This is a genomic window from Acidibrevibacterium sp. (assembly GCF_049965395.1).
Classification (GTDB): Bacteria; Pseudomonadota; Alphaproteobacteria; order Acetobacterales; family Acetobacteraceae; genus Acidibrevibacterium; species Acidibrevibacterium fodinaquatile.
The window spans coordinates 18,383-41,266 of the sequence record NZ_JBMFWJ010000001.1; the positions used below are offsets into that span (position 1 = coordinate 18,383).

Consider the following 22,884-nt stretch of genomic DNA (forward strand, 5'->3'; position numbering starts at 1 on the left):
GGGGTCAGCCGAAGCCGGGCAAGTGCACGAAGCCCGGGCCGAGATCACCGATCCACGCCGCGACGACCATGCGCAACAGCACCGCAAGCAGCACGATGCCGCCCAGGATCTGCGCCGGCATGGCGATGAAATAGATCTGAATCCTTGGCACCAGGCGGCCGAACAGCGCAAGCCCGATCTGCCAGAGGGTGCCGGCGAGAACGAACGGCGCCGCAAGGCGCAGCGCCAGCGCGAAACTCGCGGCAACGCCGGCGAGGATGGTGCGCGCGGTATCGCCGGCGGGAAACCAGGTGCCCGGCGGGATGAGATGGTAGCTGCCGACGAGGGCGGCGAGCAATTCGGCATGCAAGCCGAAGCCGAAAATCACCACCGGCACCAGGAGATCAAAGAGCCGGCCGAGGCCCGGCCCCTGGCCGCCGATATCGGGGTCGGCGATCAGCACGCTCGAAAGCCCGGTCATCAGCGCGATGATTTGGCCTGCGAGCGGGAGCGCGAGGGTGAGCAGCCGCGCAAGCCAGCCGAGCCAGATCCCGGCGACCAGTTCGCCGGCGAGCAAGGCCGCGACCGCCGCGACACTGGTGGGCTCGGCTGGCAGCAGCGGCGCGAGCAGGGGCAGCAAGAGCAGCGTCAGCACCAGGGCGAGGCCGGCGCGAACGGTCATCGGGAGATCGGCCTGACCGAAACCAGGCAGCGCCATCACCGCCGCCGAGACCCGGGCGAGAACGGCGACGAAGGCGAAGGCCGAGCCCGGCAGCGCGGCCAGGAATGCCGCGTCGTCGGCGCTCATGAACCGCCGATCGCCACCAGCCGGTCAAACAGCGCGACGGTGAAGGATGAAAGGGTCGCAAGCATGAACGGGCCGAGCAGCACCAAGGTCAGGGTAAGCGCCACCACCCGCGGCAGAAACGAGAGCGCCTGATCATTGATTTGCGTCACCGCTTGCACGATGGAAATCACCAGCCCGACGACGAGGCCGATCAAGAGTGGCGGGCCGCCGATCTTCATCGTGACCAGCATCGCATCACGCAGGACCGCGCCGATTTCACCTTCCGTCATCCCACCTCACTTTTTGTGCGTCACCTTCTTTTTCTGAAGAAAAAGAAGCAAAAAGACTTTCTCCTCACTCTCCTTGAGTGGCACCGCCGAGGTACAGTGCCAACGGATAAAAGTTTTTCGTTCTTTTTTTCAAAAAAGAACCGCTTTTTCTTACTATTTACCGCCCCGCACTCTGCGAAAAATCAAATCGGCATTTGCATGATTTGCTGATAGGCCTGGACCATGCGGTCGCGGATGGTGGTCGCGGTTTGCAGGGCGAGTTGCGCCTTTGACACCGCGGTCACGACCTCGGTCAGGTTGCCGCCGCCGGCGATTGCCTGCATCGCCTGATCCTCGGCAGCGTGATTGGCATCGATCGCGCCGCCGATGGCGCGGGAAAGGGTCGCGCTGAAGCCGCCGACGGCATCCGTGCTGTTGCCCGCGCCCTCCGCGGCGCGATAGGCGTCCGCCGCCTGCGAGGGGGTGACGGTGAGGGAAAGCGGGGTCATTTCAGCATCGCGATGGTGCGCGCGAGCATCCCGCGTGTCGCTTGCAGCACCGAAAGATTGGCGGAATAGGAGCGTTCGGACTCACGCATGTCCATGAGTTCGACGAAGGCGTTGACGTTCGGCGCGGTGACGTAGCCCTGGGCGTTGGCGTTGGGATTGGACGGGTCATAGCGTTGCGGCAGCGGCGCCTTGTCCTCGCCGATCTGCTTGACCCGCACCGTCTCGACCCCGAGATTGCGGTCGAGGCGGTTCTCGAAGGTGACGGTCTTGCGGCGATAGGGCGTTCCTTTGGCGCCGGTGCTGCTGGTGTCCTGGTTGGCGAGGTTTTCCGCGATGACGCGGAGCCGCGTGGTTTGCGCGTCCATGCCGCGTGCCGAGATGTCGAGGGCTTTGCTAAGATCCATCGTGGTATCGTCCTTGGTTCGCCGCCCCGGCGGTTAGCGGTCGAGCGCGGTGCGGAACATGCCGAGATAGGTCTGGTAGAGATTGACCACCAGCGCATGGGTGTCATTGGTCTGCGCGACCTTGGTTAATTCTGCGTCGATGGCGACGGCGTTGCCGTCTGGCGCCCGCTCCTCGGGGCGCGCTTTGGGGTCGGGCGCCAGCGCCCCGCCTTGCGAGCCGACGAGATGCAACGGGTTGGTGACGGTCAGGCCGGCGGGCGCGGTCTTGGCGAGGGTGGCCGCGAAAGGGGTCAGGTCCTTCGCCTGCCAGCCGGGGGTATCGGCGTTGGCGATGTTCTGGGAGAGCAGTTGCTGACGCTGATCGATCCAGGCCAAGCGCTTGTCGGCCAAGTCGAAGAGACCGATGCCACTGCCGCCATTGCCTGCCATCGCCACGCTCTCCCGCAAAACCTCTGAACCCGGCCGCCATCATCGCCGCGGTCGCTAAAGATTTGGTAAACCGCCGGCGAGATAAGACTTCCGTAATCCCTTCGCGTTTTAATGCCCGGGCATGAACCAGCCCGATACACCCCCCCCAGCGCCGCGTGATCCGGCGCCGCTCCCGCCCTTCCCGGCCTCGCTCGACGCTGGCATCGCAGCCTTGGAGGGCATGCTGCGGGTGGCGTTGGCGCTGGCGCAGGCGGCGCGGCCGATCGATCTCGCCGGGCTCGATCAGCGCGTCGGCCGCGTCTGCGCCCAAGCGCTCGATCTGCCGCCGGCGGAGGGGCGGGCGCTGCGTCCGCGTCTCGCCGGCCTGCTCGCCGGTATCGAAGCCCTCGCCGCCCAGCTCGCCGCCGCCGCGGGTGACGGATGATCATGCGGTTGTTCTCTCGGCAAAAGGCCGTACCATGCTCCCCTCCCTCACCTCCCTGTTGATCACGCTGCTCGCGCTCGCGGTGGTGCTCGGGCTGATCCTGCTTGCCCAGCGTCTTGCGCGCATCACCGGCCTTGCCCCGAAAGGCGGCGGGCGGCTGCGGCTCGAGGAAACGCTGGCGCTCGATCCGCGCCGGCGGCTCCATCTCGTCGCCTGCGATGGCCGGCATGTTCTACTACTGACCGGCGGCGGCCGGGATCAGGTGATCGGCTGGCTTTCGGGGCCGGAGGCGCGGCCATGACGGCGCGGCGGACGGCGCCGATCCTCCTGTTATTCCTGCTTCTGCTGCTGCTCCGCCCCGCCGCAGCACTCGCGCAGTCGGTGGCGATCGATCTCGGCGCCGCCGGGCAAGCCGGGGCGACCAGCCGGCTGGTGCAGCTCACCGCGCTGATCACGCTGCTGTCGCTCGCGCCGAGCCTCCTCGTGATGGTTACCGCCTTCACCCGCATCGTCATCGTCATCTCGCTCCTCCGCAGCGCCATCGGTAACGCGACGATCCCGCCGAATACGGTGGTGATTGGATTATCGTTGTTTCTGACCTATTTCGTCATGCAGCCGGTCATCGATCAGGCCTGGGATGACGGCATCGCGCCGATGACAGCGGGAAAGGTCTCCGAACTCGAGGGGCTGCGCCTGGCCGGCGAGCCGTTCCGGCAGTTCATGGCGGCGAATGCGCGGCCGAGTGATCTCAAGCTATTTCTCGATCTCGCGCATCTTCCCGTGCCCGCCCGCGCCGGCGAGACCCCGTGGCGGGCGCTGATTCCGGCGTTCATGGTTGGGGAATTGCGACGCGCTTTCGAGATGGGATTTCTGCTCTTTTTGCCCTTCCTGGTGATCGATCTCGTGGTCTCAAGCGTGCTGATGAGCATGGGCATGATGATGATGCCGCCGAGTTCGATCTCGCTGCCCTTCAAGTTGATTTTCTTCGTGCTCGTCGATGGCTGGCGGCTGGTTTCGGGCAGCCTGGTGCAGAGCTTCCCACTGCCGCCGCACCCGTGAGGCTCAGCTCGCGCCGCGTTCGCCCTCGGCGAGCATCAGCGCCGAGCGAACCAGGGCGAGATGGGAAAAGGCTTGCGGAAAATTGCCGAGCTGGCGCTTCATGTGCGGGTCATACTCCTCAGCGAGGAGACCGACATCGTTGCGCAGCCCGAGCAGGCGCTCGAACATCGCCCGCGCCTCGTCGCGGCGGCCTTGCAGCACAAGATTATCCACCAGCCAGAAGCTACAGGCGAGAAAGGCGCCCTCGCCCGGCGGTAGGCCATCGGCGCCGGCTTCCGTGTGATAGCGCAGCACCAGCCCATCCTCCATCAGATCCTGCTCGATGGCGGCGACGGTTGCCCGCACGCGCGGATCCTCGGGCGGCAGGAAGCCGACCAGCGGGATCAGCAGAAGACTCGCATCGAGTTCGCGCGAGCCAAAGCTTTGCACGAAACAGTGGCGTTCGGGATCGACGCCATCGCGGCAGACGGTCGCATGGATGTGATCGCGGAGCGCCGTCCAGCGCTCGATCGGGGCGGCGAGATGATAGGTTTCGGCATCCTTGACGGCGCGGTCGAAAGCGACCCAGGCCATCACCTTGGAAAAAGTGAATTGCCGCCGCCCGCCACGCACCTCCCAAAGACCCTCGTCAGGGCGATCCCAGATGCGCGCGAGATGCTCGAGCAATTTGCGTTGCATCGGCCAGGATTCGCGCGCCGCCCCGAGGCCGCCACGGCGCGCGGTATGCGCCGAATCCATGACCTCGCCATAGACATCGAGCTGTAACTGGTCAGACGCGGCATTGCCGATTCGAACCGGGCGCGAGCCGGCGAAGCCCGGAAGCCAGGTCGCTTCCCATTCCATCAGCCTGCGCTCGCCGGCGAGGCCATACATGATCTGCACCTGCGCCGGGCTGCCGGCGATGGCGCGATGCAGCCAGTTGCGCCAGGCTTCCGCCTCTTCGTAATAGCCCGCCGCCATCATCGCATCGAGCGTCAGCGTCGCATCCCGCAGCCAGCAATAGCGATAATCCCAGTTGCGCGACCCGCCCCATTGCTCGGGGAGCGAGGTGGTGGGCGCGGCGACGATGCCGCCGGTCGGCGCGTAGATCAGCGCTTTCAGGGTGATCAGCGAACGCAAGACCGGTTCGCGGTAACGCGGGTGACAGAGGCAGCGCGACGACCATTCCGCCCAGAAATGCTCGGTCTCGGCGAGCGCCTTGAGCGGGTCGTGCGGCGCCTCGGGCGGCACATGGGACGGCGAATGGGTGAGCATGAAGGGGATGGTTTCGCCGGCGGCGATCTCGAACTCGGCAATCGTTGCGAGATTTTGCCCAAGCAGCGTGACCGGGGTGCGCAAGACCACCATGTCCGGCCCGGCGACGGCGCGGATGCCGTTGCCATCGGTGAGGCGGGTGACCCAGGGGATGGTGGTGCCGTAATCAAAGCGCAACGTGAGGTCGAGACGCATCGGAACCCGCCCGGCGCGCCCGGCGACGAGCCGGATGACCGAGGAGGAGGCGCCGTTCGGGGGCATGAAATCGATCACCGCGACCTCGCCCTCGTCGGTCGTGAAGATCGTCTCGAGCACCAGCGAAAAGCCGCGATAGGCGCGGCTGATGGTATGCACGGCGCCGCGCGGGGCGATCAGCCAGCGCCCGTGATTGCGCCCGCCGAGGAGGGCGGCAAAGCAGGCCGGGCTATCGAAACGTGGCCAACAGAGCCACTCCAGCGCGCCGGTGCGGTTGATCAGCGCGGCGCTGTGGCCGTCACCGATCAGAGCGTAGTCCTCGATGCGGGGTTGCGCCGCGGCGGTGTCAGCCATCAGCGGCTCTCGCCTGCGGGGCGTGCGTCCGGCACCGGCCGCGCCTCAGCCGAGATGGCCATAGGCGCGTCCCCCATAGGCGTTCGTCGGGCAAGAGCAGGAGCCGTCCGGGGTCGGCGGGTGATCGAGCGGGCAGACATAAGCGCCGGCATAGCAGGTGCCGCTCGCGGTTGCCGGCGGCGGTGCCGGCGGCGGATAGGCGACCGCCGGCGGCGGATAATAGGGATAGCCATAAACCGGCGGCGGCGGCGCATAAACGACCGGCGGGCCCACCACCACCGGCGGCACATAACCGCCGATGAACACGCCGCCATGCCACCAGGCCATCGCCGGCGTCGCCAAGCCAAACCCGAGAAACGCAGCGGGGAGTGCCGCCAGCAGCCGCGTGAGGCGGCGGAACATCGCAATCATCGTGGCGCCTTCCGGAATGGCGGACGAAATGCCGCCATGGTTTCGTCAAGCCTCATACTGATACGCGAATTATGTCGCCGGAGGGTTAATGCCAACCCCGCTGGCCGCGCAAGACCGGCGGTGGCCTTGACTTCACGCAAGTTTTCCCGAATAGGTGGGGCGAACCCGCATCGCCGAGGCGCCCGTCGCCCCCGGCACGTCTCCGCATGGAGCGATGCCGCTTTTATCCGAAAGTATCTGGTGTCCGAGATCCTACACTCCGCCGAGCCCGCCGCCACCTCGACCCCCGCCGTGTCCGAGGAAACGCCCGCCACCACGACCGCCCCCGCCCCCGCGCCCGGCTTTGCCGAACTCGGCCTCTCCGAGCCGGTGCTGCGCGCGGTCGCCGAAATGGGCTACACCCAGCCCACGCCGATCCAGGCGCAAGCGATCCCGACGGTTCTGATGGGGCGCGACGTGCTCGGCTGCGCCCAGACCGGCACCGGCAAGACCGCCGGCTTCACCCTCCCGATGCTCGATATCCTCGCTGGCTCGCGCGCCCGCGCGCGCATGCCGCGCAGCCTGATCCTCGAGCCGACCCGCGAACTCGCCCTGCAGGTCGCCGAGAATTTCGTGCTTTACGGCAAATATCTGAAGCTGAGTCATGCGCTGATCATCGGCGGTGAGAGCATGACCGACCAGCGCGAGGCGCTCGACCGTGGCGTCGATGTGCTGATCGCAACCCCGGGCCGCCTCATCGACATGTTCGAGCGCGGCGGCGTCCTGCTCACCAATGCCCGCCTTTTGGTGATCGACGAGGCCGACCGCATGCTCGATATGGGGTTCATCCCCGATGTCGAACGCATCGTCGCGATGCTGCCGGCCAATCGCCAGACCTTGTTCTTCAGCGCGACCATGGCGCCCGAGATTCGCCGCCTCGCCGATGCCTTCTTGCAAAACCCGAAGGAAATCACCGTCGCGCCGCCGGCCTCGGTCGCGACCACCATCACCACCGGCCTCGCCCTCGTCGCCGAGCATGACAAGCGCGAGGCGCTGCGCCGGCTAATCCGCAAGGAGGATGTGCAGAACGCGTTGATCTTCTGCAACCGCAAGCGCGATGTCGATATTCTCTATCGCTCGCTCGCGCGCCACGGTTTTAGCGTCGGCGCGCTGCATGGCGATATGACCCAATCGGTGCGCTTTGCGACCTTGGAGAAATTCAAAGCCGGCGAGATACGGCTTTTGGTGTGCAGCGACGTCGCCGCGCGCGGGCTCGATATCGGCGGGCTCTCGCATGTCTTCAATTTCGACGTGCCGGTGCATGCCGAGGATTATGTCCACCGCATCGGCCGCACCGGCCGCGCCGGGCGCGAGGGCCGCGCCTTCATGATCGCCGAGCCCGAGGATCGGGCGATGGTGGAGGCGATCGAGAAGCTGACCGGCGCGCCGATCCCGCGCATCGCCGTCGAAGGGCTCGATCCCGTCGCTTGGGCGGAAGGGACCGGCGGCAAGCGCCGGGGGCGGCGCGGCGGTCCGTCGGGAAGCAAGCCAAGTCCGCAAGCGGGCGGCCGGCCGCCACGCCGCCCGGCGCGCAAAGCCGCCGAGACTTTGCCCGCCGCCGCGCCGGCGCTGCGGCACGAAGACGAACACACAACCGCGGCGCGGCCGCAAAAACCAGCCGATCGTCCGGCCCGCCCGCCGCAGGGTCCGGGCGGCGGGCGCGTGGCCAGGGGGGAGCGCGGTGACGAGGAGCGGGGTTCGGTGCGCGGCTTCGGCGCCGATATCCCCGCCTTCATGCTGCTGCCGACGCGCAGAGCGCCCCCCAGCGCGGTGCCCATCCCAGCAACAGAGGAAGAGTCCGAGCCATGAACGTCACCACTGTCGCCAAAAAAGGCAAGTTTGCGGCCTTCCAATGGGATGACGCGCTCCGGCTCGATGACCAGCTCAGCGAGGATGAGCGCGCCATCCGCGACGCCGCCCGCGACTATTGCCAGGAAAAGCTGTTCCCGCGCGTGCTGATGGCCAACCGCCAGGAGCGTTTCGATCGCGAGATCATGAACGAAATGGGGGCGATGGGCTTTCTTGGCGCAACCCTCGAGGGGTATGGCTGCGCCGGCGTCAATTACGTCTCCTACGGGCTGATCGCGCGCGAGGTGGAGCGCGTCGATTCCGGCTATCGCAGCGCGTTTTCGGTGCAATCCTCGCTGGTGATGTATCCGATCCACGCGTTTGGCTCGGAATTTTTGCGGGAAAAATACCTCCCCGGACTCCGTTCCGGCGAAAAAGTGGGTTGTTTTGGCCTGACCGAGCCCGATGCCGGCTCCGATCCGGCGTCGATGCGCACGCGGGCGAAGGCGGTCGAGGGCGGTTTCGTGCTGAACGGCTCGAAAACCTGGATCACCAATTCGCCGATCGCCGATGTTTTCGTGGTCTGGGCCAAGGACGATGCCGGTGACATTCGCGGCTTCGTGCTTGAGCGCGGTATGGCCGGGCTCTCCGCCCCCAAGATCGAGGGCAAATTCAGCCTCCGCGCCTCGATGACCGGCATGATCATGATGCAGGACGTGTTCGTCCCGGCGGAAAATCAGCTCCCCGGCGTCAAAGGTCTGCGCGGGCCGTTTTCCTGCCTCAACAATGCCCGCTATGGGATTAGCTGGGGGGCGCTCGGCGCCGCCGAATTCTGCTGGCATGCGGCGCGGGACTACACGCTCGGGCGGATGATGTTCGGCCGGCCGCTGGCCGCGACGCAATTGATCCAGAAAAAGCTCGCCGACATGCAGACCGAAATCACCATCGCCCTGCAAGCGGTGCTGCGGCTCGGTCGGCTGCTCGATGAGGGGCGCGCAGCGCCGGAGATGATCTCGCTCTGCAAGCGCAATTCCTGCGGCAAGGCGCTGGATATCGCGCGCGCCGCCCGCGACATGCATGGCGGCAATGGCGTCGCCGACGAATACCACGTCATCCGCCACGTGATGAATCTCGAGGCGGTCAACACCTATGAGGGCACGCATGACGTCCACGCCCTCATCCTCGGCCGCGCCCAGACCGGCCTTTCGGCCTTCGGTGCGGCGGAATAACGGGGGACGTCGGGACGCCGTCATCCTTCGGCACGGGCTTGCCGGCGCGCTGCCCTGCTCTCATATGCGCGTCGAGATACCTATTACCGGTATAGAGTCGGGGGCGATCATGCATGATGACACCAAGGCCGGGGTGCAGGCGCGCCTCAACCGCATCGCCGGCCAGATCAGCGGCTTGCAGCGGATGGTGGCGGGCGACCGCTATTGCATCGACGTGCTGACCCAGATCGCCGCCGTGCGGGCGGCGCTGCACAAGGTCGAGGAACAGATCCTGCTCGATCACATCGAACACTGCGTCGCCGATGCTTTCGCCTCCGGTGGGGTGGCGGAGCAGCGGCGCAAGGTCGAGGAACTGGTCTCAACCGTTGGGCGCATGACGCGCTGACCCGCGAGAGGACGTGACGAGGGCGTTGGAAAAGGAAACGTGACGGGCATGGCATGGACTTATGTCGCGATCGCGGTGGGCGGGACGTTCGGCTGCTGGGCCCGCTATGCGATGACGGTGTTGATCCAGGGGGCATGGGGCTCGGATTTCCCGTATGCGACGCTGAGCATCAATCTGATCGGCAGTTTCCTCATGGGATTTCTGTTCATCGCGACCTTGGAGCGGCTCACCATCGCCCCGGCATTGCGCACCGGCATCCTCACGGGCGTCCTCGGCGGCTTCACCACCTTCTCGACCTTCGAGATGGAGGCGTTGCAACTCGTCGAACGCGGCGAAATGCTGAGAATGGGGCTTTATATCCTGCTCTCGGTCGGCCTTGGGTTTCTCGGCGCCTTTCTCGGTGCCTATCTTGCAAGAAACCTCTAATGTCCTGCCCCTGAAATGCTTTGGCATTTCAGGGGTCAGCAGGCCATTGAAAACAAAAAGCGAGTGTCCTTGAAATTCGCTTGCGAATTTCTGAAACGGGACACTAGGAGCGATGCCATGGACGACGATGTGCGGGTGACACGGGTCTATCTCAGCGAAAAAGACCACGGCAAGCGGCATTCCCTGCTCAAGGAAATGCTCGCGATCCTGCATGACGAGCTGACATTGCCGGGCGCCATCGTGTTGCGCGGCGTTGCCGGGTTCGGGGCCAGCGGCGAGGTGCATGCCGCCGACATGCTGCGTCTGACCGTCGATCTGCCCGAGGTAATCGAGTTTTTTGCAGCCCCCGATGCCGCCGCGGCGGCGATCGCCCGCTTGGCCCCGCTGGTCCCGCCCGGCCACATCATCTCCTGGCCGGCGACCCGGCACGGGCAATGAAAGCCGGGGCGCGGCGGCCTTGACGCCGATGCGGGGCTTGGCGCATGCCTCGTTCCGTTTAGGGAAGCTTTTGGGAAACAGGGCATGAGTGGTGTCGAGTGGGGGATTGGCCGCAAGGTGCGGGCCCGCCCTTTGCATGCCGTGATGGCGCCCGTGCCGGCAGCACTTCTCCTCATTCTCGTGACATTTTTGCTTCGCCTCGCCTTCGGCTGGGCGCTCGGGCTTGGTGTCGATGAAAGCTATATGGTTGCCGCCGGGCGGCAATGGCGGCTCGGCTATTTCGATCATCCGCCGCTCGCCTGGTGGCTGACCTGGGGCGCCGAGCAGATCTTCGGCGCGGGCGCGAGCCCGGTCTTGCTCCGCCTGCCCTTCCTGCTTCTCTTTGCGGTCTCGACTTGGCTCCTGATCCGGCTCACGACCCGGCTTTTCGACGCCGAGGCGGCGTTCTGGACGGCGGTGCTGTTCAACCTCGCGCCGGTATTCGGCGTCGCCAGCGGCGGCTGGGTGCTGCCCGATGGTCCGCTCGATGCCGCTCTTCTCGCCGCCGCCCTCGCCTTGGTGCGCGCCTTGGAGGACGGCCGAGCCCGCTGGTGGCTGGCGAGCGGCGCTTCCGCCGGCCTTGCGCTCGATGCCAAATATTCCGCCGTGCTCACCCTCGCGGGGGCGGCGTTTTTTCTCGCAACCACCGCGCCGGGGCGGGCGGCGCTCCGGCGCTGGCCGGTCTATGCCGCCCTCGCCCTCGCCCTCCTCGTGTTTTCCCCGGTGCTGCTCTGGAACGCGGTGCATGGCTGGGCGTCCTTCGCGTTCCAGGGCGGGCGGGCGCTCGGCGGCGTCTGGCATCCGCTGGCGCCGCTTATGGTGCTCGGCGGCGAGGCGCTGTTTTTGCTGCCTTGGATTTGGCTCCCCTTGCTGGTGTGCGCCGCCGGCGCGGCACGGCGCGGCCCGCGCGAATGGCGCGGCTGGCTGCTGCTTTCGCTCGCCGCGCCGCCGATCCTGCTGTTCGCGGCGGTCGCGCTTTGGGCACGACAGAAGGTTTTGTTCCACTGGGCGGCGCCGGGCTACCTGTTTTTGCTGCCCTTGCTCGGCCGCGCGGTCGCGAGACGCCTGCGGGCGGGCGAACGCGGGGTCAGGGTCTGGCTTGCGCTCTCGGCCGGCGTGATGCTGATCGGGCTTACGCTGGTCGGGAGCGAGGTGCGGTTTGACTGGCTGGAGCATGTGTTTCCCGCACGCGAGCATGGCGCCGATCCCGATCTGCAAGCGGTCGATTGGACCTCACTCCGCGACGATCTCGCGCAACGCCGCCTGCTCGGCCCGCCGCCGCCGGTAATCGCGGCGCTGCGCTGGCAGGATGCCGGCAAGCTCGATTACGCCCTGGCTGGCGCTGCGCGGGTGATTTGCCTCGGCCCCGACCCCAGGCAATATGGCATCAATGGCGCAACCACCGCCGCCGCCGGGACGGATGTGCTGATCGTCGCACCCGGGATGGATCTCGCGCGGATCGAAGCGCAAATCGGCGCAGATTTCGCAACGATCGTCCCGCTCGCGCCGCTGGTGCTGCGCCATGCCGGGCGGGCGGCGGCGTCGATCCCGCTCTTTCTCGGGAAATCCTATCACGCCGCGCCTGGCGTTGAGAAAATAAAAGCGCCAGACGGTCTATAAGCCGGGTTCTGTCCGCGCCGAGCGGCGCGGGACGGCCATTCCTCTGGGACGCAACTCGCGTTGCGCCTCGTGCGACCAACCCGGGCAGCGGGGCGGGAATGCCCCTGGCATGCGGCGTTGCCGCCGCTGCCGGCCGCCCCTATTCGGTCTTGCTCCCGGTGGGGTTTACCCTGCCACCCGCGTTGCCGCGGGCGCGGTGCGCTCTTGCCGCACCCTTTCACCCTTGTCCGGCGGGCGCGAACGCCAAAGCCGGACGGTTTCCTTTCTGTGGCACTTTCCCTGGGGTTGCCCCCGCCGGCCGTTAGCCGGCACCGTATTCCCGTGGAGCCCGGACTTTCCTCCAGCGTCACCGCCGGCGGCCGTCCGACCGTCTGGCCCGCGAGATGTGCGCGGTTGCCGCCCCAACGTCAATCCATGGCGCCGGGCGCCGCGCGTCATCGCCCCTCAAAACGCGACTTTGTCGCCGCCTTTGAGAGCGAGGATTTCCCGGGCTTCCGCCGGCGTCGCGATCGCGAGGCCAAGCCCCTCGAGGATCTGGCGCGCCCGTTTGACCTGCTGGGCGTTGCTTTCCGCGAGCTGGCCTGGGCCGATCCAGAGACTATCCTCGAGCCCAACGCGCACATTCGCCCCCATCGCCGCCGCCATCGCCGCGATCGGCAACTGGTTGCGCCCGGCGCCGAGCACCGACCAACGATAGTGCGACCCGAACAGCCGGTCGGCGGTGCGCTTCATGTGCATGACGTCTTCCGGGTGCGGGCCGATGCCGCCCAAGATGCCGAACACGGTTTGCACGAACAAGGGCGGCGTCACCAGCTTGCGGTCGAGAAAATGCGCGAGATTGTAGAGATGCCCGACATCGTAGCATTCGAACTCGAATCGCGTGCCGCTTTCGGACAGGCTTTTGAGCGCGAACTCGATATCGGCGAAGGTGTTGCGGAAGATCAGATCGCGCGAACCTTCGAGATGCTGGCGCTCCCAGTCATGCTTGAACGTCTTGAACCGCTCGAGCATCGGAAACAGCCCGAAATTCATCGAGCCCATGTTGAGCGAGGCGACCTCCGGCTTGAAAGTCAACGAGGGCTGGATGCGCTCCTTGATCAGCATGTTGGGCGCGCCGCCGCTGGTGAGATTGATCACCGCATCGGTCGCCTGTTTGATCCGCGGCAAAAAAGCGGCGAAGGCTTCGGGGCTCTGGTCAGGCTTGCCGGTTTTGGGATCGCGGGCATGGAGATGAACGATCGCGGCCCCGGCTTCGGCGGCGGCGATCGCGGCGGACGCGATCTCGTCCGGCGTCACCGGCAAATGCGGCGACATCGAGGGCGTGTGGATCGCCCCGGTAACCGCGCACGTGATGATGACCTTTCGTCCCGACATGTACCCTCTCCCTTCGCAGCAGATTGTCGCGCCCATTCTGGCCCGGTCGGGCTGGAAAGCCCAGAGGCAAGAAAAAAGCGCGCGGGGCGCAGTGTCAGGGAGTAAGGGCGCAAGAAAGAATGTTCTTTTTTGAAAAAAAGAACCAAAAAACTTTTATTGGTTGGGCTTGGGTGAGGTCTCGGGCATCGCGAGGGCTGCCGTCAGCGTCGCCGCCGCGCCGGCGCCAGCAAGGCCGAAAAACGCATAAGCGGTGCCCCATTGGTCGCTCATCACCCCGGCCAACGTCGTGCTAATCGCAGCGCCAATCCCGCCGGCAAGACCGATGATCCCCATCGCAAGGTTGAACCGCCCCGAATCGCCGCTGATATCGGCGGCAATCAGCGGCGTCAGCACGCCAAACACCGCGCCCGCCACGCCATCCAAGACTTGCAGGACCAAGACTAGGGCCGGCGTCGCGGTCACGGCGAACGCGAGGGCGCGTGCCGGCAAGGCGAGAAACCCGACCACCAACAGAATCCTGCGCCCGGTGACGCCGGCGAGCCGCCCAATCAGCGGCGAAAACACGGCGACGACGATTTGCGGCACGACGATCGCAACCGCGATGATCAGGGTCGCCCGGGTGCCACTCCGCTCGGTCATCTCGGCCGCAACCAGAGGCAGCATGGCGGCATTGGCGAGCTGAAAAAAGAGGGCGCAGCCGGCATAGACGATCAATCCGCGATGGCGGAACAGCGTGCTAAGCGGCAGACGTTGGGCGCGATGGGCGTGGTGCTCATGGCGTGGCGTTGCCGGCGGCAAGAGGCGAAGGGCGGCAATCGCCGGCACCGCAAGCACGGCGGCAAGCACGAACACCGCGCGATAGGAAAGGGTGTAGCCAATCCAGCCCATCGCCGCCGCCGCGAGGGCATTGCCGATCGAGCCCCAGCGGGCGTTGCGCCCCATCCGCTCGCCGATCTCGCGCCGGCCAACGACGGCGAGGCTGAGCGCGGCGATCGCCGGCACGCTCATGCTGGTCGCGAAGCTGTGCAGGATCTGCGAGGCCAAAACCATCGGCAATGTCGGCGCAACCGCCATCATCGCCGCCCCCAGCAACAGCCCGACCGTCGCCAGCGCCAGCGCAAAGCGCCGGCTGCGCATGGCATCGATCAGCGCCCCCGCCGGCACCTGGCTTGCCATCAGCGCGATGGTGCCGACCGAGAGCGCGAAGCCGATATCCTTCTGCGTCCAATGCGCGGCGGTGAGATAGACCGAGATGAAAGGGCCAAAGCCGGATTGCACCGCCGCTTGGAGAAAATTGATCAGATCGAGTGCGCGCCCGCGTGCTGCGGCCCCATGGCGGGAAAACGGGCGCGCCGCTGCCATCTCGGGATGGGTCACGAAGGCGGCGGTTCGACAGTCGGGGCGGCTTGCGGGGGATGGCTCGGCGCCGCGACCGAGGCCGGCTTGTCCGCGTTTTCGTGGTATTCCGGCGTCGCCTTGATTTGGTCCGGCGTCAGGTCGCACATCACCGGGCTATCGGGCTTGCCAGCAGAAAAATGCAGGCTTTTCCAATCGACAGCGATTTTGCGGTTGCCGATGCCGAGGAAGCCACCAAAATCGATCACCGCCGCGCGCGGATGGCCGGCCTGATCGACGACGACATCGACGATCCGACCCATTGCCTCGCCTTTGCTGCTCACCACCGGAGCCCCGATGACGCCGGCGGCCTCGCCAGGCGCCAGGTGATGGACGGTCGCCACACTATTGGGCGTTGGCGGGGCGGGGGCCGGCGCCGGGGACGTTGGCGCGGCGGATGATGGCGCCGGAGACGTTGGCGCCGGAGACGTTGGCGCCGGAGACGTTGGCGCCGGAGTCTGGGCGCCGACCAGCCACGCCGCGGCGAACAGGGCGAGGGCACGGCTCGCCCGCTGCGCCACGCGTTCGCGCTCAGACCGACCGATCACGCACCAAATCCTCGACCACCGCCGGATCCGCCAGGGTCGAGGTATCGCCGAGCGCGTTCACCTCGTTCGCGGCGATCTTGCGCAAAATCCGGCGCATGATCTTGCCGCTCCGTGTCTTGGGCAGGGCCGGCGCCCATTGGATCACATCGGGTGCCGCGATCGGGCCGATTTCCTGGCGCACCCAGGCAATCAACTCCCGCCGTAACGCCTCGCTCGGCTCAACCCCGACCTTCAGCGTGACATAGGCGTAGATCCCCTGCCCCTTGATGTCATGCGGAAAACCGACCACGGCCGCTTCCGCGACATGGGCATGCGCAACGAGCGCGCTTTCGACTTCAGCGGTGCCCATGCGATGGCCGGAGACGTTGATCACGTCATCGACACGGCCGGTGATCCAGTAATACCCGTCGGCGTCGCGCCGCGCCCCGTCGCCGGTGAAATAATAGCCGGGATAGGTGCTGAAATAGGTTTGCACGAAGCGTTCATGGTCGCCATAGACGGTGCGCATCTGGCCGGGCCAACTGTCGGCAAGGCAGAGATTGCCCTCCGCCGCGCCCTCCAACACCTGCCCCGCGCTATTGACCAGGACCGGCCTGACACCAGGCAGCGGCAGCGTTGCCGAGCCCGGCTTGAGCGGTGTCGCCCCGGGCAGCGGGCTGATCAGGATGCCGCCGGTCTCGGTCTGCCACCAAGTATCGACGATCGGGCAGCGTTCCTCGCCGACGACGCGGTAATACCAAAGCCAGGCCTCGGGGTTGATCGGCTCGCCGACGCTGCCGAGGATACGCAAACTGGTGCGCTGAGCCCGCCGCACCGGCGCTTCCCCCTCGCGCATCAGGGCGCGGATCGCGGTCGGCGCGGTGTAGAAAATATTGACCTGATGCTTGTCGACGATCTGCCAGAACCGCCCGGCATCGGGATAACTCGGCACCCCCTCGAACATCAGCGTCACCGCACCATTGGCGAGCGGGCCATAGAGGATATAGGTGTGGCCGGTCACCCAGCCGATATCGGCGGTGCACCAATAGATTTCGCCGGGGCGATAATCGAACACCAGGTCATGGGTGTAGGCCGCCCACACCATATAGCCGCCGGTGGTGTGGAGCACGCCTTTCGGCCGCCCGGTGCTGCCCGAGGTATAAAGGATGAAAAGCGGATCCTCCGCCGCCATCGGCTCGGGCGGGCAGTCTGGCGAGGCCTTGGCGAGCAGATCGCGATACGCGTGGTCGCGTCCCGCCGCCATCGGCACCGCAGCGCCGGTGACCGGAACGACGATGACGCACTCAACGCCGGGGCAGGCTTTCAGCGCCGCATCGGCATGGGCCTTGAGCGCGACGCGCCGCCCGCCGCGCCGCCCCTCATCGGCGGTGATAAGAACCCGCGAGGCGCAATCCTGGATGCGCCCGGCGAGGCTATCGGGCGAAAATCCGCCGAAGACGACCGAGTGGATAGCGCCGATACGGGCGCAGGCGAGCATCGCGACGGCCGCCTCGATCACCATCGGCAGATAGATCGTGACCCGGTCGCCCTTCTTGACCCCGAACCCTTTCAGCACGTTGGCGAGGCGGCAGACCTCTTCATGCAATGCGCGATAGGTGATGCGGCGTGATTGCGCGGGGTCATCGCCCTCCCAAATGATCGCGGTCTGGTCGCCGCGGGTCGCGAGATGGGCATCGAGGCAGCAGGCGGAGGCGTTGAGCACGCCGTCCTCGAACCAACGGATGGACACATCGCCGGTGAAACTGGTGTTCTTGATCTTGCTCGGCGGTTTGATCCAGGCGATCCGCCGCGCCTCCGCCGCCCAATAGGCATCGGGATCGGCGCCAGCGCGCGCGTAATGGGCACGATAGCCTTCTCCGTCGAGATGTGCCGCGCGGGCAATTTCCGGTTTCACCGGGATGGTTTCGGACATTGCGTGTTTCTCCCGTCCTGGTCCGACGACCGGACCCTTCCGGGCAATTCTGCACGCCTCGCGGGGCGATGTTAAGAGGCCGCGAAGGTTTCCGGGCGATGGGCGGTGACCTCGATCTCGATGCGCAGACGCGGATCGATGAGGCCGGCAACGACGAGCATGGTCGCGGCCGGGCGGGCCGCGGCGAAATGCGCACGCAAAAGCGGGGCCAGGGCGGAAAACTCGCCGGCATCGAGAAGATAATAACGCACCCGCACGACGTCGTCGCAACTGGCGCCGGCTTGCGCCAGGGCGGCGGCGATATTGGCCAAAGCCTGCCGGCACTGGCCGATGACATCCTCGGGCAGGGTCATCGTTTCGTAATCGAAGCCGGTAGTGCCGGACACATGGATCCATGCGCCATCGACGACGGCGCGGGCATAGCCGAATTCCGCTTCGAATTGGCTGCCCTGGCTGATCCAGCGTCTCACGCGCCGGGATACCAGGCCGGTTTGCGGCGGGCGCGGAACGCCGCCGTGCCCTCGCGCCCCTCGGCGGAATTGCGCTGCATCCAGCTTTCATGGGCAAGCAGCGCCATCGCGCGCGCATCGAGGGTAAGGCCGTTGGCGCCGAGGAAGGAGCGTTTGGTCGCCGTGATCGCCCCCGGCGCGCCGAGCAGAATAGCGTCCAGAATGGTCTCGATACGCGCTTCCAGCGCCGCGTCCGCGACGATTTCGTGGACGAGGCCGATGCGCAGCGCTTCCGCGGCGTCGAAGCGCTCGCCGGTCAGGGCATAGCGCCTGGTGTGGCGAAGCCCCATCGCGTGGACCATGTGAGTCGAGATCGGGCTCGGCGCGACGCCGACCCTGACCTCGGTCAGGCCAAACACCGCCGCTTCCGTTGCCAAGGCGACATCGACGCAGCAGACCAAGCCACAACCGCCGCCGAAACAGGCGCCATGCACCACCGCCAGCGTCGGGTGGGGAAATTCGTTCAACATCTGCATCGCCCGCGTCGTCGCCATCGAGGCGGCGAAAGCCTGTTCGGGCGGATAGGCGCTGGCGCGGGCTAGCCAGTCGATATCGGCGCCGGCCTGAAAATGTTTGCCAGCGCCGCGGATCACCACCGCGCGCAGATCGGGACGGGCGGCGAGCGAGGCGAGCCCGTCGATCAACGCGGCGAGCAGAGCCTCGTCATAGGCATTGCCGCGTTCTGGGCGGTTCAACGTCACCGTCGCGACGCCACGCGGGTCGATCGCCAACAGCACGGGGGCCACAAGCTCGGGCGGCGCCATGGTCATAGTCCCAACCCCCTTTTCGCTTGGGGAGAAAATAGCCTGGCGCGGCCTGCAACGGCAAGTCGCTTCACGCGGCCGCGAAAAAGCGCCAAACTGTTTGGCTATGGCCTTCGTCGGACAAATTCATGGCAGTTGTGTGGCGCGGGATGGCGCCGGCGTGCTGCTCCTTGGGCCGAGCGGCGCCGGCAAATCCGACCTCGCCTTGCGCCTCATCGACCGCGGCTTCGCGCTGGTCGCCGATGACCGGGTGGACATCGCCGCCGGGATCGCGCGCGCGCCGGCGGAATTGGCCGGGCTGATCGAAATCCGTGGTCTCGGCATCGCCCAGCTTGCCCACACGCCGGAGGTGCCGCTCGCGCTGGTCGTCGAACTCGGCGTGCCCGAGCGCTTGCCGGCGCCGGCCGTTGATCCCCGTTTCGCCCTGCCGCGGATCACGCTGGATGCGCGCGCCGCCTCGGCGGCACAGCGTGTCGCCCTCGCGCTCGCGGCCGCTTGCGCGCGGGTGGGGTTCGTCGCCGGCGCCTTCGCCGCCGCCGCACAAGGCGCCGCGCCACCATGAGCCCGCCCGCCGCTTCCCCCCCGCCGCCGCTCGCCTCGCTTGCCGCCGCCGGGGATCGGCCCGCGCCGCGCCGGGTGGTGCTGGTCAGCGGCCTCTCCGGGGCGGGCAAATCCTCGATCCTGCACACGCTTGAGGATCTCGGCTACGAGGTGGTGGATAATCCGCCGCTCCCGATGCTCGCCGATCTGGTGGCGCGCGGCGAACGCCCGCTCGCCATCGGCGTCCATGCCCGCACCAGCGGCTTTCGCGCGGCGTCGGTTTTGCGCGTGCTGGCAATCCTCCAGCGCAACCCTGCCCTGCGGGTCGAGTTGGTGTTCGCGACCGCCGAAGAAGCCGTCCTGCTCCGGCGCTATACCGAAACCCGCCGGCGCCATCCGCTTGCCCCGCAAGGCCGGGTCAGCGACGGCATCGCCGCCGAAACCGCGCTTCTCGCACCGTTGCGCGCCCGCGCCGATTTGCTGATCGATACCAGCGATCTCCCGCCCGGCGCCCTCCGCGCTTTGATCGAGGAACGTTTCGGCGCCGGCATAGAGGGCGAGCGCGGGCTGGTGATTTCGCTGATTTCCTTCGCCTATCCCGCCGGCCTGCCGCGCGAGGCCGATCTCGTGTTCGATGCCCGGTTTCTCCGCAATCCGCATTACGACCCGGCGTTACGCCCGCTCACCGGGCTCGACCCGGCGGTCAGGGCCTATATTGAAGCCGACCCCGACCATGCCACATTCCTGCAACAGGTGAACGCGATGCTCGCGCTGCTGTTGCCCCGCTTCGTCGCGGAAGGAAAGAAGTATGCGACCATCGCCGTCGGGTGCACGGGTGGACGGCACCGCTCGGTTCATCTAATCGAGAGACTTGCCGCCTATCTTGGTGAACAGGGTTGGCGCGTCACCCGCACGCACCGCGAGTTGGTGCGAAGCGAAACCAATGATGGCCAGACCACCCGACCCCCGGCCGGCAAGGCCGGACGGGCCGATTTTTCCAGGCGCAGGAGGCCTGAACGCGATCATGGGTAGAGTGTTATGATCGGCTTGGTGCTGGTCACGCATGGCCGTCTGGCCGAGGAATTTCGCGCCGCCATGGAGCACGTGGTCGGGCCGCAGAAAAACGTCGCGACCATCTGTATCGGCCCCGACGATGACATGGAGCATTGTCGCGGCGATATCCGGCACGCGATCGAAAGCGTCGATCAGGGCGACGGCGTCGTCATGCTGACCGACATGTTCGGCTCGACGCCCTGCAACCTCGCCCTCTCGATGCTCGACCGCCAGCATCTCGAGGTGCTTTCCGGCATGAATCTGCCGATGCTGGTGAAACTCGCGCAATTCCGCGACCAAAAGCCGCTCGCCGAGCTGGTCGCCGGCGCCCAGGAAGCCGGCCGAAAATATATCACGGCCGCGCCGCATAGCGCGCTGGCCGCCGCCGTGCCGGCGCCGGCCGCCCCGGCCGCGCCCAATGGCCATGGCACGGCCTCGCTCAACGGCAATGACCACGTCGGCTGACGACCCTGATCCCGCGCGCGAGGACGCGGCGCGCGACGGCAAAAATGAGACGCCGTCGGGGGCGCCGGTGCTGGCCCGCAGCGTCACGATCCGCAACCGTCGCGGCCTCCATGCCCGCGCCGCTGCCCGCTTCGTCACCCTCGCCGAACGTTTCGGTGCCTCGGTCGAGGTCGTGAAGAACGACCAGGCGGTGTCGGCGCGCTCGATCATGGGGCTAATGATGCTCGGCGCCGGGATTGGCGCGTCGCTCGAGTTGCGCGCCGAGGGTTGGGACGCGAAAGAAGCGCTTGACGCTTTGGCCGCCCTGATCGAAGCCGGATTTGATGAGCAGGACTGACCCCCCTTCCGCGCCCCCGCCCGCCAAGCCAAGCTCCGGCGCCGGCCGTTCCCATGTGCCGCCATCCGCGCCGCCGGCCAAAGCCAAGCGCCGGCCCAATTCGCGCGCGAGCAAAGCGGCGGGCGCCAAAACCGCCCCCGCCGAGCGGCGGCTCCGCGGCATCGCCATTACCGAAGGGGTCGCGATCGGCCCGGTCTTCGGCGCCGTCGAGCCGGAAATCGAGCCGGCACGGCGGCGGATCCAGGCCGCCGACATCGAGGCCGAGCGCAGCCGGTTGGACGCCGCGATCACGCAATCGAAGAAGCAGCTGGTCAAACTCCGCGCCCGCCTCGACATGCTGCCCGAGGAGAGCCAGGCGGAAATCGCGCCGCTGATCGATGCCTATCTCCAGATGCTCGGCCCCTCGCGGCTGACCAGAACGATGCGTCAGCGTATCGAGGAAGGGCTGGTCGCGGCCGAGACCGCGGTGCACGACACCGGTGAGGCGATGGTGGCGGCGATCATGGCGATGGCCGAGGCGGGCAGCGAAGGGAGCGAGCAGCGCGCGAGTGCGCGCCGCCACGCCGAAGAGGTGCGCGAGATCAGCCGTCGCCTGATCCGCAATCTCACCCGCCAGCCGTTTCGCAGTTTCGCCGCCTTGCCGGCGGGCGCGATCTTGGTGTGCGAATATCTCCGCCCCGCCGATGTCGCGCTGCTCGATCCCGCGCGTCTCGCCGGCGTTGCGGCCGACGAAGGCGGCTCGGATGGCCACACCGCGATCATGCTGCGGGCGCTCGGCGTGCCGGCGGTGCTCGGTGTTGCCGATCTGACCGCTGCGGCGCCGCCGGGCACGCTCGCGATCGTCGATGGCGGCAAGGGCGAGGTGATCCTCGACCCGACCCCGGCGACGCTGGCCGAGGCGCGCCGCGCCGTCACCGGCTTTGCCCGCCAGCGCCAGCAATGGGCGCGGCTCAAGCGGCTGCCGGCCATCACCACCGATCACCAAGTGGTGGAACTCCAGGCCAATCTCGAACTCCCCGCCGAATTGCCGCTGATCGCCCAGGCCGGCGCCGCCGGGATCGGGCTTTTGCGCTCGGAATTCCTATTCATGAACCGCGAGCGCATGCCCAACGAAGACCAGCAAGCCGAGATCTATCGCGGCATCATCGAAGCGATGGGAGGGGATCCGGTGACCATCCGGGTGCTCGACTGGAGCGGCGAGAAGGAGATCGACGCGCTGATCGCCGAGGGGCTGGTGCCCGATCTGCCGCCCGAGAACCCGGCGCTCTCGGTGCGTGGGCTCAGGCTTTTGCTGCGCCAGCCGGACCTGTTTGAAACCCAACTCGCCGCCATCCTGCGCGCCGCCACGGCCGGGCCGGTGCGTATTCTTTTGCCGATGGTGACGACGATCGCCGAGCTTCGCGCCGCCCGCGAGGTGTTCGAGCGCGTGGTGCGGCGTCTGCGCCGGCGCGGCGAGCGGCTGCCCGAGCCGTTGCCGCCGTTCGGTATCATGATCGAGACCCCGGCGGCGGCGCTGTCGGCGGACGCGTTGGCGCTGGAGGCGGATTTTTTTGCGATCGGCAGCAATGACCTCACCATGTACACCCTCGCCGTCGATCGCGGCGAGGCGATCGTCGCGCCGCTCTATGATCCGCTGCACCCGGCGGTGCTGCGGCTGATGCAATTCGCGATCGAGGCGGCCTTATTGCTCCGCAGGCCGGTTTCGGTCTGTGGCGAGCTGGCGGCGAACCCGAAATTCACGCCGCTTTTGCTCGGCCTCGGTCTGCGCAGCTTCAGCATGAATTCGAGCGCCGTGCCGCGCGTCAAGCAGGCGGTGCGGGCGGTGAGTGCTGAGGCCTGCGCCCGCTTCGCGCGGCGGGTGATGGAGCAAAACGATTCCTCGTTGATCGACGAGCTGCTCTCGGAATTCGCCGAAGCCAACGAATGAGCAGCATCGCCGCCATTGTCTC

The 22,884-nt window shown here is 67.0% G+C and carries 27 protein-coding genes, 1 other RNA gene and 1 pseudogene; 14 read left to right on the forward strand and 15 right to left on the reverse strand.

Annotated features, from left to right (window positions below; translation table 11 throughout):
• Positions 1-4 precede the first annotated feature (4 nt).
• The 5 genes from ACP5M5_RS00090 to ACP5M5_RS00110 form a co-directional block, all read right to left on the reverse strand.
• Entirely contained in the window at positions 5-787 is a 783-nt protein-coding gene (locus tag ACP5M5_RS00090; protein WP_427934772.1) for a flagellar biosynthetic protein FliR, read from the reverse strand.
• Positions 784-1,056 (reverse strand): flagellar biosynthesis protein FliQ, encoded by a 273-nt coding sequence (gene fliQ / locus ACP5M5_RS00095; RefSeq protein WP_114911154.1) that lies wholly within the window; start codon positions 1,054-1,056, stop codon positions 784-786. Before fliQ ends, ACP5M5_RS00090 begins: the two co-directional genes overlap by 4 nt.
• Positions 1,057-1,238: 182 nt before the next feature.
• The gene (gene fliE, locus ACP5M5_RS00100; RefSeq protein ID WP_427934775.1) at positions 1,239-1,544 is read right to left on the reverse strand and encodes a flagellar hook-basal body complex protein FliE; all 306 of its coding nucleotides are present in this window, start codon (positions 1,542-1,544) and stop codon (positions 1,239-1,241) included.
• Positions 1,541-1,948 carry a flagellar basal body rod protein FlgC gene (flgC, locus tag ACP5M5_RS00105; protein ID WP_427934776.1) on the reverse strand — a complete coding sequence of 136 codons (408 nt, stop codon included), beginning with the start codon at positions 1,946-1,948 and terminating at the stop codon, positions 1,541-1,543. Before flgC ends, fliE begins: the two co-directional genes overlap by 4 nt.
• Positions 1,949-1,981: 33 nt before the next feature.
• Positions 1,982-2,377, reverse strand: a complete 396-nt coding sequence (locus ACP5M5_RS00110) for a flagellar basal body rod protein FlgB (RefSeq protein ID WP_427934777.1) — start codon at positions 2,375-2,377, stop codon at positions 1,982-1,984.
• A gap of 121 nt (positions 2,378-2,498) precedes the next feature.
• On the opposite strand from ACP5M5_RS00110, the gene ACP5M5_RS00115 reads away from it, so the two are divergent.
• Genes ACP5M5_RS00115 through fliP form a run of 3 tightly spaced genes read left to right on the forward strand, consistent with a single transcriptional unit; the run spans position 2,499 to position 3,860 of the window.
• Positions 2,499-2,801, forward strand: a complete 303-nt coding sequence (locus ACP5M5_RS00115; protein ID WP_427934779.1) for a hypothetical protein — start codon at positions 2,499-2,501, stop codon at positions 2,799-2,801.
• A gap of 34 nt (positions 2,802-2,835) precedes the next feature.
• Positions 2,836-3,102, forward strand: a complete 267-nt coding sequence (locus ACP5M5_RS00120) for a flagellar biosynthetic protein FliO (RefSeq protein ID WP_427934780.1) — start codon at positions 2,836-2,838, stop codon at positions 3,100-3,102.
• Complete coding sequence (fliP, locus tag ACP5M5_RS00125) at positions 3,099-3,860, forward strand: flagellar type III secretion system pore protein FliP (RefSeq protein ID WP_427934781.1); 762 nt, start codon at positions 3,099-3,101, stop codon at positions 3,858-3,860. The genes ACP5M5_RS00120 and fliP overlap by 4 nt, the downstream gene beginning before the upstream one ends.
• Positions 3,861-3,863: 3 nt before the next feature.
• Here fliP and ACP5M5_RS00130 read toward each other — a convergent pair whose 3' ends face one another.
• Together ACP5M5_RS00130 and ACP5M5_RS00135 are read right to left on the reverse strand one after the other, a co-directional pair.
• Complete coding sequence (locus ACP5M5_RS00130) at positions 3,864-5,663, reverse strand: glycoside hydrolase family 15 protein (RefSeq protein ID WP_427934782.1); 1,800 nt, start codon at positions 5,661-5,663, stop codon at positions 3,864-3,866.
• Between the two features lie 45 nt (positions 5,664-5,708).
• Positions 5,709-6,074: a hypothetical protein gene (locus ACP5M5_RS00135; RefSeq protein ID WP_427934783.1), complete on the reverse strand. Its 366-nt coding sequence runs from the start codon at positions 6,072-6,074 to the stop codon at positions 5,709-5,711.
• A 240-nt stretch (positions 6,075-6,314) separates the two neighbouring features.
• Between ACP5M5_RS00135 and ACP5M5_RS00140 the strand changes: the two genes are divergently transcribed.
• The 6 genes and pseudogenes from ACP5M5_RS00140 to ACP5M5_RS00165 all read left to right on the forward strand — a co-directional run.
• Positions 6,315-7,922, forward strand: a complete 1,608-nt coding sequence (locus tag ACP5M5_RS00140) for a DEAD/DEAH box helicase (RefSeq protein WP_427934784.1) — start codon at positions 6,315-6,317, stop codon at positions 7,920-7,922.
• On the forward strand, positions 7,919-9,130 hold the full coding sequence (locus ACP5M5_RS00145; RefSeq protein ID WP_427934785.1) for an acyl-CoA dehydrogenase: 1,212 nt from the start codon (positions 7,919-7,921) through the stop codon (positions 9,128-9,130). The genes ACP5M5_RS00140 and ACP5M5_RS00145 overlap by 4 nt, the downstream gene beginning before the upstream one ends.
• Positions 9,131-9,239: 109 nt before the next feature.
• Entirely contained in the window at positions 9,240-9,515 is a 276-nt protein-coding gene (locus ACP5M5_RS00150) for a metal-sensitive transcriptional regulator (RefSeq protein ID WP_114911143.1), read from the forward strand.
• A 48-nt stretch (positions 9,516-9,563) separates the two neighbouring features.
• Entirely contained in the window at positions 9,564-9,941 is a 378-nt protein-coding gene (crcB, locus tag ACP5M5_RS00155; protein ID WP_427934786.1) for a fluoride efflux transporter CrcB, read from the forward strand.
• A 117-nt stretch (positions 9,942-10,058) separates the two neighbouring features.
• On the forward strand, positions 10,059-10,379 hold the full coding sequence (locus ACP5M5_RS00160; RefSeq protein WP_427934787.1) for a DUF190 domain-containing protein: 321 nt from the start codon (positions 10,059-10,061) through the stop codon (positions 10,377-10,379).
• A 243-nt stretch (positions 10,380-10,622) separates the two neighbouring features.
• A pseudogene (locus ACP5M5_RS00165) lies at positions 10,623-11,141 on the forward strand (glycosyltransferase family 39 protein); the annotation flags it as partial.
• A gap of 510 nt (positions 11,142-11,651) precedes the next feature.
• On the opposite strand, the gene ACP5M5_RS00170 reads toward ACP5M5_RS00165, so the two are convergent.
• The 8 genes from ACP5M5_RS00170 to ACP5M5_RS00205 form a co-directional block, all read right to left on the reverse strand.
• Entirely contained in the window at positions 11,652-11,993 is a 342-nt protein-coding gene (locus ACP5M5_RS00170) for a hypothetical protein (protein ID WP_427934788.1), read from the reverse strand.
• Between the two features lie 26 nt (positions 11,994-12,019).
• Positions 12,020-12,413: RNase P RNA component class A (rnpB, locus tag ACP5M5_RS00175), an RNA gene on the reverse strand.
• A gap of 69 nt (positions 12,414-12,482) precedes the next feature.
• Positions 12,483-13,412: a 3-keto-5-aminohexanoate cleavage protein gene (locus ACP5M5_RS00180; protein ID WP_114911139.1), complete on the reverse strand. Its 930-nt coding sequence runs from the start codon at positions 13,410-13,412 to the stop codon at positions 12,483-12,485.
• Positions 13,413-13,565: 153 nt separating this feature from the next.
• On the reverse strand, positions 13,566-14,789 hold the full coding sequence (locus tag ACP5M5_RS00185; RefSeq protein WP_427934790.1) for an MFS transporter: 1,224 nt from the start codon (positions 14,787-14,789) through the stop codon (positions 13,566-13,568).
• A complete protein-coding gene (locus ACP5M5_RS00190) occupies positions 14,786-15,355 on the reverse strand; it encodes a PRC-barrel domain-containing protein (RefSeq protein WP_427934791.1) in 570 nt (189 codons plus the stop codon). The genes ACP5M5_RS00185 and ACP5M5_RS00190 overlap by 4 nt, the downstream gene beginning before the upstream one ends.
• Positions 15,339-17,267 (reverse strand): acetate--CoA ligase, encoded by a 1,929-nt coding sequence (acs, locus tag ACP5M5_RS00195; RefSeq protein ID WP_427934792.1) that lies wholly within the window; start codon positions 17,265-17,267, stop codon positions 15,339-15,341. Before acs ends, ACP5M5_RS00190 begins: the two co-directional genes overlap by 17 nt.
• Positions 17,268-17,338: 71 nt before the next feature.
• Entirely contained in the window at positions 17,339-17,737 is a 399-nt protein-coding gene (locus ACP5M5_RS00200; protein ID WP_427934793.1) for a Rid family hydrolase, read from the reverse strand.
• Complete coding sequence (locus ACP5M5_RS00205; RefSeq protein ID WP_427934794.1) at positions 17,734-18,546, reverse strand: enoyl-CoA hydratase-related protein; 813 nt, start codon at positions 18,544-18,546, stop codon at positions 17,734-17,736. The genes ACP5M5_RS00200 and ACP5M5_RS00205 overlap by 4 nt, the downstream gene beginning before the upstream one ends.
• A 100-nt stretch (positions 18,547-18,646) precedes the next feature.
• Between ACP5M5_RS00205 and ACP5M5_RS00210 the strand changes: the two genes are divergently transcribed.
• Genes ACP5M5_RS00210 through ptsP form a run of 5 tightly spaced genes read left to right on the forward strand, consistent with a single transcriptional unit; the run spans position 18,647 to position 22,862 of the window.
• Entirely contained in the window at positions 18,647-19,102 is a 456-nt protein-coding gene (locus ACP5M5_RS00210; protein WP_427934795.1) for an HPr kinase/phosphorylase, read from the forward strand.
• Positions 19,099-20,112, forward strand: coding sequence for an RNase adapter RapZ (gene rapZ / locus ACP5M5_RS00215; protein ID WP_427934797.1), 1,014 nt, complete (start codon positions 19,099-19,101; stop codon positions 20,110-20,112). Before ACP5M5_RS00210 ends, rapZ begins: the two co-directional genes overlap by 4 nt.
• Positions 20,113-20,118: 6 nt before the next feature.
• Positions 20,119-20,598 carry a PTS sugar transporter subunit IIA gene (locus tag ACP5M5_RS00220; RefSeq protein WP_427934798.1) on the forward strand — a complete coding sequence of 160 codons (480 nt, stop codon included), beginning with the start codon at positions 20,119-20,121 and terminating at the stop codon, positions 20,596-20,598.
• Positions 20,582-20,935: an HPr family phosphocarrier protein gene (locus ACP5M5_RS00225; RefSeq protein WP_427934799.1), complete on the forward strand. Its 354-nt coding sequence runs from the start codon at positions 20,582-20,584 to the stop codon at positions 20,933-20,935. The genes ACP5M5_RS00220 and ACP5M5_RS00225 overlap by 17 nt, the downstream gene beginning before the upstream one ends.
• Positions 20,922-22,862, forward strand: a complete 1,941-nt coding sequence (gene ptsP / locus ACP5M5_RS00230; protein ID WP_427934800.1) for a phosphoenolpyruvate--protein phosphotransferase — start codon at positions 20,922-20,924, stop codon at positions 22,860-22,862. Before ACP5M5_RS00225 ends, ptsP begins: the two co-directional genes overlap by 14 nt.
• The last annotated feature ends 22 nt before the right edge of the window (positions 22,863-22,884 follow it).

Bases quoted from the DNA above. Each gene is read 5' to 3' on its own strand.
- ACP5M5_RS00090 (WP_427934772.1), bottom strand. From the start codon at position 787: ATGAGCGCCGACGACGCGGCATTCCTGGCCGCGCTGCCGGGCTCGGCC.
- fliQ (WP_114911154.1), bottom strand. From the start codon at position 1,056: ATGACGGAAGGTGAAATCGGCGCGGTCCTGCGTGATGCGATGCTGGTC.
- fliE (WP_427934775.1), bottom strand. From the start codon at position 1,544: ATGACCCCGCTTTCCCTCACCGTCACCCCCTCGCAGGCGGCGGACGCC.
- flgC (WP_427934776.1), bottom strand. From the start codon at position 1,948: ATGGATCTTAGCAAAGCCCTCGACATCTCGGCACGCGGCATGGACGCG.
- ACP5M5_RS00110 (WP_427934777.1), bottom strand. From the start codon at position 2,377: ATGGCAGGCAATGGCGGCAGTGGCATCGGTCTCTTCGACTTGGCCGAC.
- ACP5M5_RS00115 (WP_427934779.1), top strand. From the start codon at position 2,499: ATGAACCAGCCCGATACACCCCCCCCAGCGCCGCGTGATCCGGCGCCG.
- ACP5M5_RS00120 (WP_427934780.1), top strand. From the start codon at position 2,836: ATGCTCCCCTCCCTCACCTCCCTGTTGATCACGCTGCTCGCGCTCGCG.
- fliP (WP_427934781.1), top strand. From the start codon at position 3,099: ATGACGGCGCGGCGGACGGCGCCGATCCTCCTGTTATTCCTGCTTCTG.
- ACP5M5_RS00130 (WP_427934782.1), bottom strand. From the start codon at position 5,663: ATGGCTGACACCGCCGCGGCGCAACCCCGCATCGAGGACTACGCTCTG.
- ACP5M5_RS00135 (WP_427934783.1), bottom strand. From the start codon at position 6,074: ATGATTGCGATGTTCCGCCGCCTCACGCGGCTGCTGGCGGCACTCCCC.
- ACP5M5_RS00145 (WP_427934785.1), top strand. From the start codon at position 7,919: ATGAACGTCACCACTGTCGCCAAAAAAGGCAAGTTTGCGGCCTTCCAA.
- ACP5M5_RS00150 (WP_114911143.1), top strand. From the start codon at position 9,240: ATGCATGATGACACCAAGGCCGGGGTGCAGGCGCGCCTCAACCGCATC.
- crcB (WP_427934786.1), top strand. From the start codon at position 9,564: ATGGCATGGACTTATGTCGCGATCGCGGTGGGCGGGACGTTCGGCTGC.
- ACP5M5_RS00160 (WP_427934787.1), top strand. From the start codon at position 10,059: ATGGACGACGATGTGCGGGTGACACGGGTCTATCTCAGCGAAAAAGAC.
- ACP5M5_RS00180 (WP_114911139.1), bottom strand. From the start codon at position 13,412: ATGTCGGGACGAAAGGTCATCATCACGTGCGCGGTTACCGGGGCGATC.
- acs (WP_427934792.1), bottom strand. From the start codon at position 17,267: ATGTCCGAAACCATCCCGGTGAAACCGGAAATTGCCCGCGCGGCACAT.
- ACP5M5_RS00205 (WP_427934794.1), bottom strand. From the start codon at position 18,546: ATGACCATGGCGCCGCCCGAGCTTGTGGCCCCCGTGCTGTTGGCGATC.
- ACP5M5_RS00210 (WP_427934795.1), top strand. From the start codon at position 18,647: ATGGCCTTCGTCGGACAAATTCATGGCAGTTGTGTGGCGCGGGATGGC.
- rapZ (WP_427934797.1), top strand. From the start codon at position 19,099: ATGAGCCCGCCCGCCGCTTCCCCCCCGCCGCCGCTCGCCTCGCTTGCC.
- ACP5M5_RS00220 (WP_427934798.1), top strand. From the start codon at position 20,119: ATGATCGGCTTGGTGCTGGTCACGCATGGCCGTCTGGCCGAGGAATTT.
- ACP5M5_RS00225 (WP_427934799.1), top strand. From the start codon at position 20,582: ATGACCACGTCGGCTGACGACCCTGATCCCGCGCGCGAGGACGCGGCG.
- ptsP (WP_427934800.1), top strand. From the start codon at position 20,922: ATGAGCAGGACTGACCCCCCTTCCGCGCCCCCGCCCGCCAAGCCAAGC.